The sequence below is a fragment of the Novosphingobium sp. FG137 genome (genome assembly GCF_057809735.1).
In genome coordinates this window covers 792,883-810,103 of the sequence record NZ_JBMDKN010000001.1, presented here as the reverse complement: position 1 = coordinate 810,103, position 17,221 = coordinate 792,883, and the positions used below count along the sequence as shown (strand labels likewise).

The 17,221-nt window shown below is 65.3% G+C and carries 14 protein-coding genes and 1 tRNA gene; 8 read left to right on the top strand and 7 right to left on the bottom strand.

The genetic code is table 11. The features are described from left to right. Positions 1 to 43 precede the first annotated feature (43 nt). The 4 genes from ACODS2_RS03725 (at position 44) to ACODS2_RS03710 (ending at position 3,101) form a co-directional block, all read left to right on the top strand. A complete protein-coding gene (locus ACODS2_RS03725) occupies positions 44 to 724 on the top strand; it encodes an HAD-IA family hydrolase (RefSeq protein ID WP_488997612.1) in 681 nt (226 codons plus the stop codon). Between the two features lie 151 nt (positions 725 to 875). Continuing rightward, positions 876 to 1,721 carry a glutathione-dependent disulfide-bond oxidoreductase gene (yghU, locus tag ACODS2_RS03720; RefSeq protein WP_488997611.1) on the top strand — a complete coding sequence of 282 codons (846 nt, stop codon included), beginning with the start codon at positions 876 to 878 and terminating at the stop codon, positions 1,719 to 1,721. 81 nt (positions 1,722 to 1,802) lie between these two features. Continuing rightward, a tRNA-Gln gene (locus ACODS2_RS03715) sits at positions 1,803 to 1,877 on the top strand. Between the two features lie 57 nt (positions 1,878 to 1,934). Then, positions 1,935 to 3,101: an aminotransferase gene (locus tag ACODS2_RS03710; RefSeq protein WP_488997610.1), complete on the top strand. Its 1,167-nt coding sequence runs from the start codon at positions 1,935 to 1,937 to the stop codon at positions 3,099 to 3,101. On the opposite strand, the gene ACODS2_RS03705 is transcribed toward ACODS2_RS03710, so the two are convergent. Both ACODS2_RS03705 and ACODS2_RS03700 read right to left on the bottom strand, forming a co-directional pair. Then, positions 3,098 to 3,793 carry a glutamine amidotransferase gene (locus ACODS2_RS03705; RefSeq protein ID WP_488997609.1) on the bottom strand — a complete coding sequence of 232 codons (696 nt, stop codon included), beginning with the start codon at positions 3,791 to 3,793 and terminating at the stop codon, positions 3,098 to 3,100. The genes ACODS2_RS03710 and ACODS2_RS03705 overlap by 4 nt on opposite strands. A gap of 133 nt (positions 3,794 to 3,926) precedes the next feature. Beyond that, positions 3,927 to 4,100 carry a hypothetical protein gene (locus tag ACODS2_RS03700; RefSeq protein WP_488997608.1) on the bottom strand — a complete coding sequence of 58 codons (174 nt, stop codon included), beginning with the start codon at positions 4,098 to 4,100 and terminating at the stop codon, positions 3,927 to 3,929. 309 nt (positions 4,101 to 4,409) lie between these two features. Between ACODS2_RS03700 and ACODS2_RS03695 the strand changes: the two genes are divergently transcribed. Further along, positions 4,410 to 6,257 (top strand): DUF885 domain-containing protein, encoded by a 1,848-nt coding sequence (locus tag ACODS2_RS03695; RefSeq protein WP_488997607.1) that lies wholly within the window; start codon positions 4,410 to 4,412, stop codon positions 6,255 to 6,257. A gap of 114 nt (positions 6,258 to 6,371) precedes the next feature. Here ACODS2_RS03695 and ACODS2_RS03690 read toward each other — a convergent pair whose 3' ends face one another. From ACODS2_RS03690 to ACODS2_RS03675, 4 genes are all read right to left on the bottom strand, one after another. Beyond that, positions 6,372 to 7,382 carry a phytase gene (locus ACODS2_RS03690; protein ID WP_488997606.1) on the bottom strand — a complete coding sequence of 337 codons (1,011 nt, stop codon included), beginning with the start codon at positions 7,380 to 7,382 and terminating at the stop codon, positions 6,372 to 6,374. Next, positions 7,382 to 9,766 (bottom strand): TonB-dependent receptor plug domain-containing protein, encoded by a 2,385-nt coding sequence (locus tag ACODS2_RS03685; RefSeq protein ID WP_488997605.1) that lies wholly within the window; start codon positions 9,764 to 9,766, stop codon positions 7,382 to 7,384. The genes ACODS2_RS03690 and ACODS2_RS03685 overlap by 1 nt, the downstream gene beginning before the upstream one ends. Positions 9,767 to 9,967: 201 nt before the next feature. After that, complete coding sequence (locus ACODS2_RS03680) at positions 9,968 to 10,126, bottom strand: hypothetical protein (RefSeq protein ID WP_169793754.1); 159 nt, start codon at positions 10,124 to 10,126, stop codon at positions 9,968 to 9,970. A 23-nt stretch (positions 10,127 to 10,149) separates the two neighbouring features. After that, positions 10,150 to 11,745, bottom strand: coding sequence for an isocitrate lyase (locus tag ACODS2_RS03675; RefSeq protein WP_488997604.1), 1,596 nt, complete (start codon positions 11,743 to 11,745; stop codon positions 10,150 to 10,152). Between the two features lie 157 nt (positions 11,746 to 11,902). On the opposite strand from ACODS2_RS03675, the gene ACODS2_RS03670 reads away from it, so the two are divergent. Next, positions 11,903 to 13,300, top strand: a complete 1,398-nt coding sequence (locus tag ACODS2_RS03670; protein ID WP_488997603.1) for a helix-turn-helix domain-containing protein — start codon at positions 11,903 to 11,905, stop codon at positions 13,298 to 13,300. 97 nt (positions 13,301 to 13,397) lie between these two features. Beyond that, complete coding sequence (gene add / locus ACODS2_RS03665) at positions 13,398 to 14,522, top strand: adenosine deaminase (protein WP_488997602.1); 1,125 nt, start codon at positions 13,398 to 13,400, stop codon at positions 14,520 to 14,522. A gap of 111 nt (positions 14,523 to 14,633) precedes the next feature. On the opposite strand, the gene ACODS2_RS03660 is transcribed toward add, so the two are convergent. Next, entirely contained in the window at positions 14,634 to 15,818 is a 1,185-nt protein-coding gene (locus tag ACODS2_RS03660) for an MFS transporter (RefSeq protein ID WP_488997601.1), read from the bottom strand. Positions 15,819 to 16,057: 239 nt separating this feature from the next. On the opposite strand from ACODS2_RS03660, the gene ACODS2_RS03655 reads away from it, so the two are divergent. Next, on the top strand, positions 16,058 to 17,185 hold the full coding sequence (locus tag ACODS2_RS03655) for a TauD/TfdA family dioxygenase (protein ID WP_488997600.1): 1,128 nt from the start codon (positions 16,058 to 16,060) through the stop codon (positions 17,183 to 17,185). The last annotated feature ends 36 nt before the right edge of the window (positions 17,186 to 17,221 follow it).

Genomic DNA, 17,221 nt, shown 5'->3' with positions numbered 1-17,221 from the left:
CATTTGCTTGCAGTTTCCAGAACGTGCCGCCACGGAGCGCGGCATGACGGATTTTCCCTTCCAGATCGTCGGGTTCGACCTCGATGGCACGCTGCTCGATACCGCGCTCGACCTCGGCCACGCGCTCAACCACGCGCTTGCCCACATCGGCCGACCGACTGTTCCGGTCGAGGAGGCGCGCCGCTTCATCGGCGGCGGCACCGGGCAGATGCTGCACGGCGCGCTGGCCGAAACCGGCGGCACAGCAGGGATCGACGTACCCGCGCTGCAGGACGTGCTGGTGGCCTTCTACGCCGAAAACATCGCCCGCCACACCGCGCTGTTCCCCGGCGGCGAGGCCATGCTGGAAGCGCTGGCAGCGCGCGGCGTCCACCTCGCCATCGCCACCAACAAGCGCGAGGACCTCGCCCGCCGCCTGTTCGACGAGCTTGGCCTGACTTCCCGCTTCGCCACGATCATCGGCGGCGATACGCTCGGCCCCGGCCGCGCCAAGCCTGCGCCCGACATGCTGCACGAAATGGTCGCGCGCTGCGGTGGTGGCCGCGCCGCCTTTGTCGGCGATACCACCTTCGATGTGGGCGCGGCGCGCGCGGCGGGCCTGCCCGTCGTCGCGGTCCGCTTCGGGTTCAACGATCTGCCGGCAGATGAACTCGGCGCGGACGCGGTGATTGACCATTTCGATGAGCTGGTCCCGGCACTGGCGCGGATTGCGCTCGAAAAATAGGGACTGTCCCTATTTTTTTGGCTGCCGCCTCGGACCTCGCGATAGAAAAAAGTGGGGCGCGAGCAGAATATCTGCGCGGCCCCTGCGCCTTGCCATCCGCGCGCTGCAACGCCACTCTTGTGGCAAGCAAAACTTCCCCGAGGAGATCCCGATGTCCGAAGAATACGTGCCGCCCAAGGTCTGGACCTGGAACAAGGAGAACGGCGGCGCCTTTGCCGGCGTCAACCGCCCCACCGCCGGCGCGCAGAAGGAAGTGGAGCTGCCGGTCGGCGAGCACCCGTTCCAGCTCTATTCGCTCGGCACGCCCAACGGCCAGAAAGTCACGATCCTGCTCGAGGAACTGCTTGAGCTCGGTATCACCGGCGCAGAATACGATGCCTGGCTGATCAAGATCTTCGATGGCGACCAGTTCGGCAGCGGCTTTACCGATCTCAATCCCAATTCCAAGATTCCCGCGATGCTCGACAAGAGCGGCCCAGAGCCTTTCCGCCTGTTCGAATCGGGCGCGATGCTGGTGCACCTTGCCGAAAAGTTCGGCCACTTCCTGCCCAAGGAAGGCCCCGCCCGCGCCGAAGTGCTCTCGTGGCTGTTCTGGCAGGTCGGCTCGGCCCCGTTCATGGGCGGCGGCTTCGGCCACTTCTACGCCTATGCCCCGTTCAAGATCGAATACGCGATCGATCGCTATGCGATGGAAACCAAGCGCCTGTTCGATGTCGCCAACAACCAGCTCAAGAAAACCCGTTTCCTGGCTGGCGATGAATACACCATCGCAGATATCGCCACGCATCCCTGGCTCGGCAATATCTACCGCGGCGATGCTTATGGCGATGCGGCGACCTTCCTTTCGATGCACGAATACGAAGCCGTCGGCCGCTGGGTTGCCGAGATCGACGCCCGCCCCGCGGTGAAGCGCGGCAAACTGGTCAATCGCCCCAATGGCCTGCCCGAACGCCACAGCGCCGCCGATTTCGCGTCGCTGCCGGAAGGGACGCTCTGACGGTCCGGCGGATGGGGCAAAATCCTGCCCCATCCGCCCCTTTTCATTCATGAACGCGCCGCTATAAGCGCGCCTTCCCGCTGGGGCGTCGCCAAGTGGTAAGGCACCGGTTTTTGGTACCGGCATTCGGAGGTTCGAATCCTCCCGCCCCAGCCAGCTTCCTGTCGAGACGGGGCTGGGCAGGCTGCCAGCGCAGCGCTAGCGTGGTGCGCGATGACCGACCTTCGCCTCAATCCCATCTACGCTGAGATGCCCGTCACCGTGTTCGAGCACATGTCGGGCCTTGCCCGCAGCCTCGGCGCGATCAATCTGGGCCAGGGCTTTCCCGATACGCCGCCGCCCGCCGCGCTCACCGCTGCCGCGATGCGCGCGATGGAAACCCGCTCGCAGCAGTACCCGCCGAGCATGGGCGTGCCCGAACTGCGCGATGCGGTCGCCGCATTCTATGCGCGGACCCAAGGCCTTGCCCTCACCCGCGAGCAAGTCGTCGTCACTTCAGGCGCGACAGAAGCGATTGCCGCCGCGATCCTTGCCGTCGTCGGGGTAGGCGATGAAGTGCTCCTCTTCTCGCCCGCCTACGATGCCTATGCCCCGCTGGTGCGCCGTGCTGGCGGTGTGCCGGTGTTCGTGCCGCTAAGCCCGCCGGGCTGGCATTATGACGAAGCGGCGATCCGCGCTGCGATCAGCCCGCGCACCCGCGCCCTGATCCTAAACGATCCGCTCAATCCCACCGGCTCGGTCACGAGCCCGGAAGAACTCGCCCTCCTCGCCCGGATCGCCTGCGAGCATGATCTCGTCGCCATCTGCGACGAAGTGTGGGAAGCCGTCCGCTTCGATGGCCGTGCGCACCAGTCGCTGCTGGCCGAGCCCGGCATGGCGGAGCGCGCGATCAAAATCGGCTCGGCCGGCAAGATTTTCGGCGCGACGGGCTGGAAGGTCGGCTGGCTGGTCGGCGATGCCGCGCTCGCCGCAGTGCTGGGCAAGGCGCACCAGTTCCTCACCTTCACCACCCCGCCAATGCTGCAATGGGCCGCCGCCGAAGGCCTCGCCGATCCCGCGATCACCGGGGCGCTCCATGCCGAATGGTCCGCCTCGCGCGCCGTCCTCATCGAAGGCCTGAAGCGCGCGGGCTTTGCCGTGCTCGAAAGCAAGGCCACCTGGTTCGCCTGCATCGACCTGCCCGCCAGCGGTATCGCGCTTGACGACCGCACTTTCAGCGAACGCGCGGTGCGCGAGGCGGGGGTCGCCTCGATCCCGCTCTCCGCGCTCTGGGAAGGGGAAGGTGGCCCCACCACCATCGTGCGCCTGTGCCACTGCAAGCCGCCTGCGATGCTGGAGGATGCCGTTGCGCGCCTCAGCCGCTGGCGCGAAAGTCTTTAGGCGGCAAGTCCCGCCAGCCACTCCGCGATCATCGCCCGCCCGGCGGCAACTGCGCCCGGCCCATGCGCCGCATGATCTGTGCGCAGTTCGTTCGGGCACTTCCCGGCGGCAGTCAGGTAATCCATGTCCTGCGCGATCCAGTCCTCGAAGCGCTCGTCCTCGCCCATCTCGGCATGGAACTGCAGCGCCAGCACATTGCGCCCCTTGCGGAACGCCTGATGCGGATAGAGCGGACTCGAAGCCAGCAGCTCCGCTCCATCGGGCAGGGTGAACGTATCGCCGTGCCAATGCAGCACCGGCACCTCCGCCAGATGGCGCAGCGGCCCCTCGCGGTCGTGGATCATCACCGGCGCGAAGCCGATTTCCTTGACTGGCCCTGCATAAACATCCGCCCCCAGCGCCGCCGCGATCATCTGCGAACCGAAGCACACACCCAGCGTCGGCCGGTCTGCCGCCAGCCGCCGCGAGAGCAGCTTCAATTGGCAGGTAATCCACGGATGCGCCTCGCGCTCGTAGACGCCCATCGGCCCGCCCATCATCACCACCAGATCGGGCGAGACGAGATCAAGCGCATGAAAATCGTGGTCGATCACATCCACCCGGTTGATCACGTAGCCCGCCGCCTCGATCGGCGCGCGGAAACCGGCAACGCCTTCACGTGGCACGTGGCGGATGATCAGCGCGGTCTTCATCAATGTGGCTCCTGAGTCGGAAGTCTATTTCTACTAAACCGATAGACTAAGGCCAGCGAGTTCAGATTGGCTCCGCCATAGCCGCGCTTTCCGGCCCGCCGAACCACCGCCGCGAGCACGCCGAAACGCCGGGTCAGAGCCCCAGCTTCTGCCAGAAATCTTCGGCGGACAGCGTGCGGTCTGCGGTCGCAGTCTCTCCCGACAGGCGCCACGATGGGTGCGGCAGACGGGCAATTGCGGCGCTGGCGACGGGCGAACGGGCGGACGGCTTGCGGGCGCCACGGGGCGGGTTCGAAAGTCTCGACATATTCGGGGCTCCTTGATCGGAACACGAATCTGGCGAGGTCGCCCCGGTTCGTGCGCTTTAGCCGTTGGTGACGCGGAGCAAGCTGACATCCATCAAAAGCCGCGATGCGCCGAGGACGGGGAGAGGGACATCCCCGGCGCACGCAAAATCTCTACTAATTTAATTGGGTATTGTCACTTCAGAAATTCTGAAGCCCTGCCAAGGTTTGCTTGCTGCGCCCGAAAGGGCCCACCAGCATTTCCATCAGAAGTTGCACTTCGCGAACCTCTTCCGAGGCGTTAGCTAAGGTCATCTTTCAAGGAGAACCCTGTGCGCAAACCCTTCCTGAACCGCGCCGCTTTCGCGCTCCTGCTGCCGCTCGCCGTGGCAGCCCCCGCCGCCGCGCAGACGCCTCAGGCGCAAGCGCCCGCCGCACCGGCCCAAAGCGAAACCGGCCGGCTCTATGCCTTCCTCGATCAGGCCTTCGCCGAGCAGCTGCGACAGCAACCCCAGCTCGCCACCTACCTCGGCGACAAAGTGGCCAAGGATCAGTTGGACGACATCAGCGACGCGGCAGCGCTGCAACGCCTCGAATGGCGCCGGGCCAGCGTGGCGCAGATGAAGGCGCTGTTTGACCGCAGCAAGCTGACGGCGGAAGGACAGACCAACTACGACATCTGGGCGCTTGAGCTCGAGCGCGCCGAGCTGGCCTATCGCTTCCGCACCTATACGCCGCCGTTCTATTCCTTCCTCTATTCGCTCCATTCGCAATTGCCCGATTTCCTGGTCAACACGCACTCGGTCAAGGATGCGGACGATATGCGCGCCTATGCCGCGCGGCTGCGCGCCATTCCTGCGGTGCTGGACGAGGCGATCCGACGGAGCCGCGCAGCCGATGCCGCTGGCGTGCGGGCGCCGCGCTTCCAGATCGAGCGGGTGATTTCCGGCAGCGGTGCGATCATCTCCGGCGCTCCGTTCGGCGCAGGCAAGGATTCGCCGCTGTGGGCCGATGCGCAGGCCAAGCTTCAGAAGTTGCAGGCCAGCGGCAAGGTCACCCCGGCAGAGGCGGATACCTTGCTGGCCGATACGCGCGCCGCCTTGCTGACGATCCAGCCCGCCTATGAACGGGTGATCGCCTGGGCAAAGGAAGACCTGCCAACCGCACCATCCGGCCGGGTCGGCGCGGTTTCGCTGCCCGGCGGTGCCAATTGGTACGCCGCCGCGCTCAGGCTCAACACCACCACCGATCTCACGCCCTCGCAGATCCATGAGATCGGTCTTGCCGAGGTCACGCGGATCGAGGGCGAGCAGGACAAGCTTGCGCAGGCAGGCGGGTTCAAGGATCGTTTTGCGTTCTACGCCGAGCTGGCACGCAAGAACCCGCCCCAGCCATGGACCGACGCACTGCGCGCCGATTATCTGCAGAAGGCCAATGCCGCGATCGCGCACAACCGCACGCTGCTGCCTAAATTCTTTGGCACCCTGCCGACACGCGCGATGGAAGTGGTGCGCGAACCCTCGTTCAGCGAAGTGACCGGCGGGGCCGCGCATGCCGCCGGGCCCAGCGCCGATGGTTCGCGCCCGGGCCGCGTCTATGTCCACCTGCTCGGCCAGACCAGCGATCCCTCACCCGATGCGATCGTCGACCTGATGTGCCACGAAGGTGTGCCGGGCCACGTCATGCAGGGCGATATCCAGATCGGCCAGACTGCGGGGCCGCGCTTCCGCCAGGCCACCCGCTATGTCGCGTTCGGCGAAGGCTGGGGCCTCTATGCGGAAGCGCTGTGCAAGGAAATGGGCGCCTATCCCGATCTTGCCAGCGATTTCATGCGGCTCGATGCCGAAGTGTTTCGCGCGGCGCGGCTGGTGGTCGATACCGGCATCCATTCGCTGGGCTGGGACGAGGAAAAGGCGGTCGCCTACATGATCGAAACCGGCCGGGCCACGCCCGACCAGGCCCGGTCCGAAGTGCGCCGCTACATCACGCTCCCGGGGCAGGCGACCGGCTACAAGATCGGCATGCTCAAGATCATGGAACTGCGCCGCAAGGCCGAGCGCGAACTGGGCGCGAAGTTCGACATCCGCTCGTTCCACGATCTGCTGATCGGATCGGGCAGCATGCCGCTTTCGATTCTGGAAACCAAGGTCGATGCGTGGATCGCCGCACGGCGCCAGTAGGCAGAGTTATCGGTCTGCGCGGGCGCCCAATCTGGCCACCGCGATAGGGGTCTTCTCGCAGCAGAGGCCCTTGAGTCCGATCTGACGGTGTGAGGACTTGCTTGCGGCCCCGGCTCAGCGCCGCAAGGCCGCAAGCACATCCGCCCAGGATACGAGCTTGAAGTTCTGCGCTGCAGGCGCATTGTCGCCGTCCTGCGCCACGAAAAGCCCGGAGGGGTAGCGTGGGCCAAATGCGCCGGGATGGAAGGCGATGCCATCGGTTTCCTCGGTCGATCCCAGCCGGCCCGCGGCAATGCGGAAGCGTCCGGCGGGCTTCATCCCGGGCAAGCGGAACAGCGCATAGGCATTGTCGCCCTGGCTCGATGCGATCAGCCAGCCGCCGCGCCGCCCCTGCGGTGCCAGCGCCAGTCCCTCGACATCGGCGACAAGCTGCGCGCCGTCCGCCGCCGCGACCAGCCGCCCCCGGCGCAAAGCCGTGGCCCGCGCATCGAACGCCCAGATGCCGCGATCTTCCTCGCCCACATAGAGCGTGCGGCTACGCGGATCGACCACGCAGCCCTCGGCCTGGCTTTCCAGCTTGAGCTGGCGCACGATCCGCCCGCGCGGCTTTCCTTGCCCCAGCGTAATCGCCACTTGCGCGACGGTCCCGTCCTTCAGCACCGAAAACGCATGAAGCCGCGCGCCGACGCGCATCAGGCACAAGCCGTAGGCTTCGCCCGCGCCGCCGCTCACCGTGCCCAGCGGCATCAGCTTTGCGCGGCGGGTATCGAGCCGGTAGAGCCGCAGCCGCGCCGCAGCTTCATCGTTGCGGTCGCTCGCCACCACAATCACGCCGCGCCGCCCCATGCCGATCAGATCGACATTGTTGAGCCGCCCATCGGGTGAGAAATCGCGCGCTTTTCCATCGAGCCCGTAGACATAGAGCCCGGCCTTCTTGTCAGTCGCCACGATCAGGCTGCGCAGTGGCCGACGCGGATTGCGCCAGATCGCAGGATCGTCGGCGGCATCAGCTGCCGCGGTGCCAACCGGCACAGTTTCAGCTTGCGCGGTGACCGATACCGTCACCGGCGCAGCCAACGCCGCCATCGGCAGCGCCGCCGCAGCAAGTGCCACCCAGAGCCGCATCAGAACGCGTACCGCGCGACGATCTGGAACACCGGGCCGCCAGTCTCGGATTCAAGCTCATACTCGTCAAAGCTGCGCGTGCGCTGATCGCCGATCGTGGTGAACTTGTTGAACACCTCATCCTTGGCGCCGTTGAGCAGGTTCGAGCCGACCGCACGCAGGGTGAAGCTCTTGCCGAAGCGCTTTTCGACGAACACCTCGAGATCCGCCCCATAAGTCGTGCGGATTTCCTCGCCGATAATCCGGTCAAACGCCGGACCCTGCTTGCGATAAGTCGCGCCGATGGTGCCGCCGATCCTGGGGAAATTCTGGATCATGCCGAAATTGTAGATGTACTTCGATTGTCCATTGAAGCGCCGTGTGCCGAACTCGTCACGGATGCTGCTCTGCATCAAGGTCAGGTTGCCGAAAATGCCGGTTTCACGCAGTCCGATGAAACCGAGGCTGGCCGAAAGATCGAACTCCACGCCCCAGACTTCACCGCTCCCGGTGTTGCGGGGCTGCAGCACGAAGGTGTTCTCGCCTTCAGAGCCTTCGCGCCCGGTGTTGGCCACTTCGACGACATTCTTGATCGTGCGATAGAACGCATTGACCCCGATCACGCCCGTCCGGCCGATGCGGTGTTCATAGCCCAGATCGCCGCCCCAGGATGTTTCCGGCCTCAGTTGCGGATTGCCCAGCAGATCGTTGTCGCCCAATTCGGCCTCGAGCAGCGCGGGCGAGATGAAATCGAAGCGCGGGCGGCGCACGGTCCGCGCGGCCGAAGCGGTGATCCGGCCCGCACCCAGTTCGATGCGCACCGAAGCCGAAGGCAGCAGAAAATTGTACTTCACCCGCGCCGAGGCATCCGCCGGATCGACCGTGAAATCCTCGATCCGCACCGCGGTGTTTTCCCAGCGGAGCCCTGCCTCGAACTTCACGCTCCCGCTCTTGCCTTCGATCAGGGCATAAAGATCGCGGCGATCCTCCTCGATCCGGTTGAAGCCGCCGGGGGTGGCTTCAATATCCACGAAAGGCCGGGCGAATTGTTCGGGATTGTCGGTCGCCTGTGCGTATCCCGAAAGATTGCCGGTCACGTTGAAACGGTTGCGCACAGCCGCAATATCGGTCTTGCGGATCTTGTTCTGCGCAAACCCGCCTACCGCAAGGTTGATCGCGCTGGTCAGGCGGAACGATTGCTCCAGTTCGCCAGCCAGTTCGGTATCGCGCAGCGCGGTCGTGCCAAAGTCGCCTGTGTAGCGCGGCCGGCTGCGGTCGAAATCGACCTCATGCTCGAACTCGCGCTCGTCATTCCGGAAGCTGGAGAAGCTGACGCGGGCGGTAGTCTTGCCCCAATCGGTCTCATGGCTGAACTTGCTGGTGAGAGCCATGCTCTCCTGCTTGATGAACAGCGGGTTGTAGTTGTCGGTCAGCAATGTGCCGCCTGCATTGAGGCGGACCGGGCCGGTTGAAACGACCGGATCGTTGAATTCGAACGAGCGCTCGATCTGCTCCCGTTCGGTGCGCACATAATTGCCCGCGATCTCGAACTTGGTGCCGCCCTGCTCCATCGCCCAGCTGACGTTACCGGCATAGTCGGTGCCGTTGCGGATGTCGGACTGCTCTTCGCGGTTGTTGAAATCATCGGTGGCGAAATTCGGATTGTTCTCGGGCGAATCGCCGTAGCGCAGGCTCTTCTTGGTTTTGGGAGCATAGCGTCCCTGCACGTTTGCGCCGATCAGCAAGCGGCCCGGTCCGAGCGGCCCGCCGTAGTAAAGGCCGCCGCTGGGCTTGGCCTTGCCATCATCGAAGAACAGCCCGCCGGCGCGAACATAGCCGCCGTCCATGCTGAAGGCGTTGCGCAGCACGATGTTCAGCGTGCCAGCGACGGCATCGCCGGTGCGGCGGGCCGAGGAGGAACGCACGATTTCGACCTGCTTGATCAGTTCGGCCGGAATCCGGTCGAGGAAGAACGAACGGTCGGCGTTCGCGCCGGGCACCCGGTCGCCGTTGATCAGGATCTGGGTATAGCCCGGATCAAGCCCGCGCAGCCGCGCTCCGTCGCTTTCCAGCACGTCGGAAAGGAACGTGACCGAAGGCACGCGCTTCAGCGCATCGCCAGCTGTCAGCGGCTCGAAGCGGCGGAAGTATTCCTCGTCATAGACCAGCTTGGGCTCGACTCCATCTGTCGCGCGGTTGCGAAAGCCGATCTCGGCCTGCACCACGATCTCGCGCGCGGCGCGGGTCGTCTCGTCGTCGGCCATTTCGGCTGCCGCGCCGTCCGCAGCTTCGTCCGCTGCCAGGGCCGGTGTGAAGGCGAGCACGCTTCCGGCCAGAAGCGTGGCACGGACCAGCAGGCGCGCGGTACGCGGCGCAAAGGCAAGGCGGTTGGCAGATGTGGTCACGTCAGGTCCCCCATTCGTGTTGACGAATGAGGGGCGGCTATGCGTGGCTGGAGACAGAACTGTTACAAGACGGCAACTCTCTCATCGAGCAATTATTTGTTATATTATACTTTTCTTACTAAAAAGGCCCGCCGCGCGATGTATCGCACGGCGGGCCAGCTTTCCTCCCCAGGAAAGTATCGTGTGGGGCGCGAGGGCGGATTACCTGCCCATTGCGCTCCCGAGCCGGTGGTAGAGGTGCGAGAACTTCACCGATTCCGGCTGGTCCTCGATCACCTTGAGGTAGTGCAGCACTGCCTCGCGGATCAGCTTGAAGTCTTCGGTGGAAAGGACCGCACGGGCCCGGGTCGGTTCAGCCATTGTCCTGCTCCTCTGCTCGGTGCTTATGCTGCGAACTGGTTCATGGTGTTATGCGCGCCGCCCGCCTTGAGCGCGGCTTCGCCGGCGAAGTATTCCTTGTGATCATCGCCAAGATCGGAGCCGGCCATGTTCTGGTGCTTCACGCAGGCGATGCCCTGGCGGATTTCCTCGCGCTGGACGTTCTTCACGTAGCCCAGCATGCCCGCCTCGCCGAAGTATTCGCGCGCCAGATTGTCGGTGCTGAGCGCCGCGGTGTGGTAGGTCGGGAGCGTGATGAGGTGGTGGAAGATCCCCGCTTCCCGCGCCGAATCGCGCTGGAAGGTGCGGATGCGTTCGTCGGCTTCGTCCGCCAGCGCGGTGCCGTCGTAGTCCACGCTCATCAGCTTTGCCCGGTCATAGGCGCTGGTGTCCTTGCCTTCCGCATTCCAGGCATCGAACACCTGCTGGCGGAAGTTCAGCGTCCAGTTGAAGCTCGGCGAGTTGTTGTAGACGAGCTTGGCGTTCGGGATCACTTCGCGGATGCGGCGCACCATGCCGCCGATCTGGCCGATGTGGGGCTTCTCGGTCTCGATCCACAGCAGGTCCGCACCGTTTTGCAGGCTGTTGATCCCGTCGAGCACGCAGCGGTCCTCGCCGGTGCCGGGGCGGAACTGGAACAGGTTCGAAGGAAGGCGCTTGGGGCGCATCAGCTTGCCGTCGCGGCTGATCAGCACATCGCCGTGGCCGAGCGTCGCCGCATCGACTTCCTCGCAATCGAGGTAGCTGTTGTACTGGTCGGCAATGTCGCCCGGTTCCTTCACGAAGGCGATCTGCTTGGTGAGGCCCGCGCCAAGGCTGTCCGTGCGCGCAACGATGATCCCGTCATCGACGCCCAGCTCCAGGAAAGCGTAACGAACCGCGCGGATCTTCGCGAGGAAGTCCTCGTGCGGCACGGTCACCTTGCCGTCCTGGTGGCCGCACTGCTTTTCGTCCGAAACCTGGTTCTCGATCTGGATGCAGCAGGCGCCCGCTTCGATGAACTTCTTGGCGAGGAGGTAGGTCGCCTCGGCATTGCCGAAGCCCGCATCGATATCGGCGATGATCGGCACGACGTGGGTCTGGTACTCGTCGATCTTGTGCAGCAGGCGGTGCGTGTTGACCGCGTCGCCCGAGGCCTTGGCGGCATCGAGTTCGCGGAACAGCATGCCCAGCTCACGCGCATCGGCCTGACGCAGGAAGGTGTAGAGCTCTTCGATCAGCGCCGGAACACTGGTCTTCTCGTGCATCGACTGATCGGGCAGCGGGCCGAACTCGCTGCGCAGCGCGGCGACCATCCAGCCAGAAAGGTAGAGGTAGCGGCCCTTGGTCGTGCCGAAGTGCTTCTTGATGGAAATCATCTTCTGCTGGCCGATGAACCCGTGCCAGCAGCCGAGCGACTGCGTGTACTTGGCCGGATCGGCATCATAGGCGGCCATATCGGCACGCATGATCTTGGCGGTGTAGCGCGCGATGTCGAGCCCGGTCTGGAAGCGGTTCTGCAGACGCATGCGCGCTACCGAAGCGGCGTCGATCCCGTCCCAGGGCTTGCCGAAGGGCGCGATCGCCTTGGCGGCTTCGTTGATGGTCTGGGAATAGGTCATGGGTCTCGCTTCCTGTCTGGGGTAGGCTTGATGCACCCCGGCTAGACCCGCGAACGCACCCGCGAAACCCGCAGCGCAGTCATGTTGTCAAACTTTACAGAATATGCTTGTAAAGTTGTACAGCCCTTACTTCGGCGAGACAGGACCTCTTAACCATATGGAATCGCGCCCGCTCTACCTCGGCCCTCGCCTGAAGCGCTTGCGCCGCGAACTCGGCCTCACGCAAGCTGTCATGGCCGACGATCTCGCGATCTCGCCCAGCTATATCGCGCTGCTCGAACGCAACCAGCGCCCGCTCACCGCTGATCTCCTGCTGCGCCTCGCCAAGGCCTACAAGCTCGATGTCAGCGAACTCGCGGCCGACGAGCGCGACGACTACGCCCGCCGCCTCGCCGATGTGCTCAAGGATCCGATCTTCGCCGAGATCGATTTGCCCGCGCTCGAAGTGGCGGACGTCGCCACCAGCTATCCCGGCGTGACCGAGGCCATGCTGCGCCTCCACACCGCCTACATGCGCGAACAGCAGGCGCTGGCCGGGCTTCGCGGCGGCGCGGGCAGCGATGTGGCCAATCCGCTCGCCGAAGCGCGCCGATTCGTCGCCCAGCGCCGCAACTACTTCCCCGCGCTCGACAGCAAGGCCGAGGCCCTTTCGGAGGAAATCGAAAAGCTCGGCGGCCTGCAGGAGGGCGGCCTTGCCGAATATCTGCGCGGGCAGGGCCTGCGCGTGCGCCTCATGCCGGCAGAGATCATGATGGACGCGCTGCGCCGCTACGATCGCCATGCCGAGCAGCTCCTGATCGACGAAACGCTGAGCCCGCAGGCCCGCCGCTGGCAGATCGCCCTCCACATCGCCTACACCGCGCTTCGCGGCGAGATCGCCGCCCTCGTGCGCGGGGCCAGCTTTTCGAGCGAGACCGCCGCCCAGCTCGTCCGCCGCGCGCTCGCCGCCTATGGCGCGGCCGCGCTGATCCTGCCCTACGACCGCTTCGCCCGCGCGGTGGAAGCCCGCGCCTACGATATCGAGGCGCTTTCGGGCCAGTTCGGCGCGAGCTTCGAGCAAGTCGCCCACCGCCTCACCTCGCTCAATCGCCCCGGGCAGGAACGCGTGCCGTTCTTCTTCATCCGTGTCGATGCGGCAGGTAATGTCTCCAAGCGGCTCGACGGCGCGGGCTTCCCTTTCGCCGCACATGGCGGCGGCTGCCCGCTGTGGAGCCTGCACGATTGCTTCCGCCGCCCCGGCGAAGTGCTCACCCAATGGCTCGAACTCCCCGGCGGCGAGCGCTTTTTCAGCGTCGCGCGCTCGGTCACCTCGGGCGGCGGCGGCCACGGCAAGCCCGCAGTCCTGCGCGCCATCGCGCTCGGCTGCACCGCCGAACACGCGGCCAGGCTGATCTACGCCCGCGGCGAACAGCCCGCCCCCACGCCCATTGGCGTCACCTGCCGCCTCTGCAATCGCGCCACCTGCACCGCCCGCGCCGAACCGCCCTTGGGCCGCGAGATTCTCCCGGACGACTACCGCAAGACGCCCGAGCCGTTCACCTTTGCGGAAAGCTGAACGCATTTCCAGCACGGTCCATTGCACAAAACCCGATTGACCCCGCCCATTTGCATCCCGAATGTGCCCGCAAAGGGACAATCCGGGGGCCGAATACATGATCACACGTCGCACACTCATGGCTGGCCTCACCGCCGCAACCACGCTCGCCATGCTCCCCCGCTGGGCTTATGCAGCCGCGCCCGCCGAAGGCGTCGATCCCGCGCTTGTCACCTTCATCAAGGGCCTGCCCAAGACCGAATACCACGTGCATCTCGAAGGCACGCTCGAGGCCGAAATGAAGTTTGCCCTCGCCAAGCGCAACGGCCTGAACCTCCCCTTCGCCGATGTCGCCGCGATGAAGGCGAGCTACCAGTACCACGACCTGCCGAGCTTCCTCGCGATCTACTACGACGGCATGAAGGTGCTGCTGAAGGAGCCGGATTTCTACGATCTCGCCTATGCCTACCTCGCCAAGGCCGCCTCGCAGAACGTGATCTACACCGAGATGTTCTTCGATCCGCAGGAGCACCTGAAGCGCGGTGTGCCGATGGAAGCGGTGATCATGGGCATCACCCGTGCCCGCCGTGACGCCGAGGCGAAGCTCGGCATCCGCTCGCAGCTCATCCTCTGCTTCGTGCGCGATCTTCCCGCCGATACCGCGATGGCCGCGCTCGATGCCGCGCTGCCCTTCAAGCAGCACCTCGTCGGCGTCGGGCTCGATTCGGATGAAGCCGGCCACCCGCCCGAAAAGTTCGCCGCCCATTTCGCCAAGGCGCGCGCCAACGGCCTCCACGTCACCGCGCACTGCGATGTCGATCAGGTCGATACGCTGAAGAACATCCGCACCGCGCTGGTCGATCTCAAGGTCGATCGGATCGACCACGGTGGCAACATCGTCCAGTCCCCCGAACTCGTCGCCATCGCCAAGCAGCGAGGGATGTATTTCACCGTCTGCCCGACGTTCTCCGGCACCTTGCGCCGGGGCATCAACCCGCCGGTCGATGTGGTGCGTTCGATGCTGGATGCCGGCCTCAAGGTCACGATCTCGTCAGACGACCCTGCCTACATGGCGAGCGAGTATATCAACGAAGTGCTCCTGCGCGCCGTCACCCGCAGCAACCTCACCCGCACCGATCTTGCCGGAATCGCCCGCAACGGCTTCGAGGCAGCGTGGCTACCAGCGGCTGACAAAACCGCGCTGATCGCAAAGCTGGAAGCTTATCTCGCGGGTGCCGCCTAGCTGGCTCCATTCCCAAAACCGCTCATGCTGAGCCTGTCGAAGCATCACGCACAACGGTTGCGCCAGCACCCTTCGGCAAGCTCAGGGTGAGCGGGGTTGCGAACGGTCTCTTCACGAAGTTGAGCCCACTTCCCCGTCCAACCTTCTCGCCACCGGCATCGCCGCGACAATCGCCAACGCACAGATCACCCCGCCCACCGGCCCGATCAGCGTATAAGCACCAAAGCCCTGCGCCATCGCGCCCGCCGCCAGCGAGCCGAGGCTCTGTGAAAGCAGCCACGTCCCCGTGGTCATCACCGCCAGCCGCTCTCCGGCGGGCTGCGCATAGGCAAGCCGCAGCAGCAGCGGATAGGTCAGGAACCAGCTCACCATGAACGCGACGAAGGCCGCACCGAACGCCGCCTCGCTCCCCACCGTGGTCAGCAAGCCGCACATCAAGGCGCACATGCCCAGCGCCGTCGCCAACGGCCAGGCGCGCGGCAGGCGGCCGATCACCATGGCCAGCCCGGCATTGCCCACCGCACTCGCGAGCACCGCCGCGCTCTGATAAAGTCCGAACTGCGTCGCCGGGATGCCGATGGCATGCGCGGTCCGCTCGATGAACGGCCAGATCGCCAGCGAGCCGAACGCGAACAGCGCCATCGCCGCCAGCACGCGCCATCCTTCCGCGCCGATGGGCGCCGCCGCTTGCGCGTGTGCCTCGACAGCACCCTTGCCCCCCGGCAGCAGCAGCGCGCACAGGCCAAACAGCACGGAAATCCCCGCCAGCCCAAGGAACATCCCGCTCGCGCCAAAATCGCGCCCGACCAACGGCACCACAATTGCGATCCCGCTATAGAGCAAGGTCTGCACCGCAATCCCCAGCGAGATCCACCGCGCCGGATTGCCCGTGCGCCCCGCCGCCAGATTGAGCGCACTGTTCATAAGACCGAAGCCCAGCCCCGTGCCGATCCGCCCGGCGAGCAAGAGCGGATAGGCCCCTGTCAGCGCTGATCCTGCCTGCGCCGCAATCACCACCACGCTCGCGATCATCGCCAGCACCCGCGCATCCAGCCCGCGCGCGCGCGGCGCGACAAGGAACATCGCGGCAGCATAGCTCAGCGTCTCGGCCATGTTCCACGCGCCCATCGCAAAGGGGGTGAAACCGAACCGGTCCATCAACCCGCCGACCAGATAGGTGGTGAAGTTGTTGCCGATATGCGCCGCTGCCGTGGCCGCGCCGATGCCGATCAGGGTGGGGGCGAACGGGGCGGTGTCCCGCGCCGGGCCGGACGGCCTGCCATGCGAATGATCCATCGCCCGCAGGGGTGGCATGCTGCGCAGCAAGTGGCAATGAGGGCAACGCTTGTTTTACAGTTGTCCAACCAAACGATACGCCATACGCTGCAGTATTATGACAGTTATCTGCTCAGACCTGATCCATGGCCGGCGCCCCGCGTCGTTCCGCTATGGCAAGGTGCAGGATTGGCGCCCGCCGCCACGCAAGGGCTGATCGACATCGTCAGCTGACCCTTGCTCCATGACGGGACGTTCCCATGAAAATCTCATCCTTTGAGGTGCGGGCGGATGCCCTCCTCGCGACCTGGTCCCAGTCGGGCCCCGTGACCTATCCCACGCTCTGGCTTCGCGACAATTGCCCCAGCGCCTTCCACCCGCAGACCGAGGAGCGCGTGCTCGATCTGCTGACGCTCGATCCCGAGCCGGTCCTGCTGAATGCCGAGCGCGCGGGCGACGAAGTGATCCTGCACTTTGCCGATGGCCATGTCAGCCGCGTGCCCATGGCCCTGCTCTTCGAGCATCGTCCCGGCTGCGCCACAAAGGACCCCGCCGCGATTGTGCCCCGGCTCTGGCGCGCGGATCTCACCCCGGCCAGCGTGCCGCGCTATGCTGCGGCCCAGCTGCTTGAAAATGACGGCGCATTGCGCGCGTGGATGCAGGATACCGCCGCAGTCGGCCTCTCGATCGTCGATGGCCTCGACGACCGGATCGACGCGGGCGTGGAGATTGCCTGCAAGATCGGTTTCCTGCGCGAAACCAACTTCGGCATGACCTTCGAGGTCGTCAGCAAGCCCGATCCCAACAACCTTGCCTATACTGCCGTCACCCTGCCGCTGCACACCGACCTGCCCAATCAGGAAGTGCCACCGGGCTTCCAGTTCCTCCACTGCCTCGCCAACGAGGCCGAGGGTGGCGGCTCGCTCTTTGCCGATGGCTTTGCCCTGGCCGAGGATCTGCGCGCGAAGGATCCGGAGGCTTTCCGCCTGCTCAGCGAAATCGCCATCCCCTTCCGCTTCCACGATGCAGACGCCGATATCCGCACCCACGCCCCGGTGATCACGCTGAATGCCACTGGGGACCGCGCCGGTGCCATAAGCGAAATCCGCTGGAACGCCCATATTGCCGCCACGTTCGATATGCCGGCGGACGTCATGCCCGCCTACTACCGCGCCTACCGCGCCTTCATGGCGATGACGCGCGACCCCGCCTACCGGCTCACCTTCAAGCTCAAGGCGGGCGAGATGATCGTGTTCGACAACCGCCGCGTGCTGCATGGGCGCGAGGCATTCAACCCGGCAACCGGCTTCCGCCATCTCCACGGCTGCTACGTCGATCGCGGCGAATTCAACTCGCGGCTGCGGCTGCTGGCGCGCAAGACGCACTGATCGAGCGCCCTGCCGTTCGAATTCCTCATATACAGC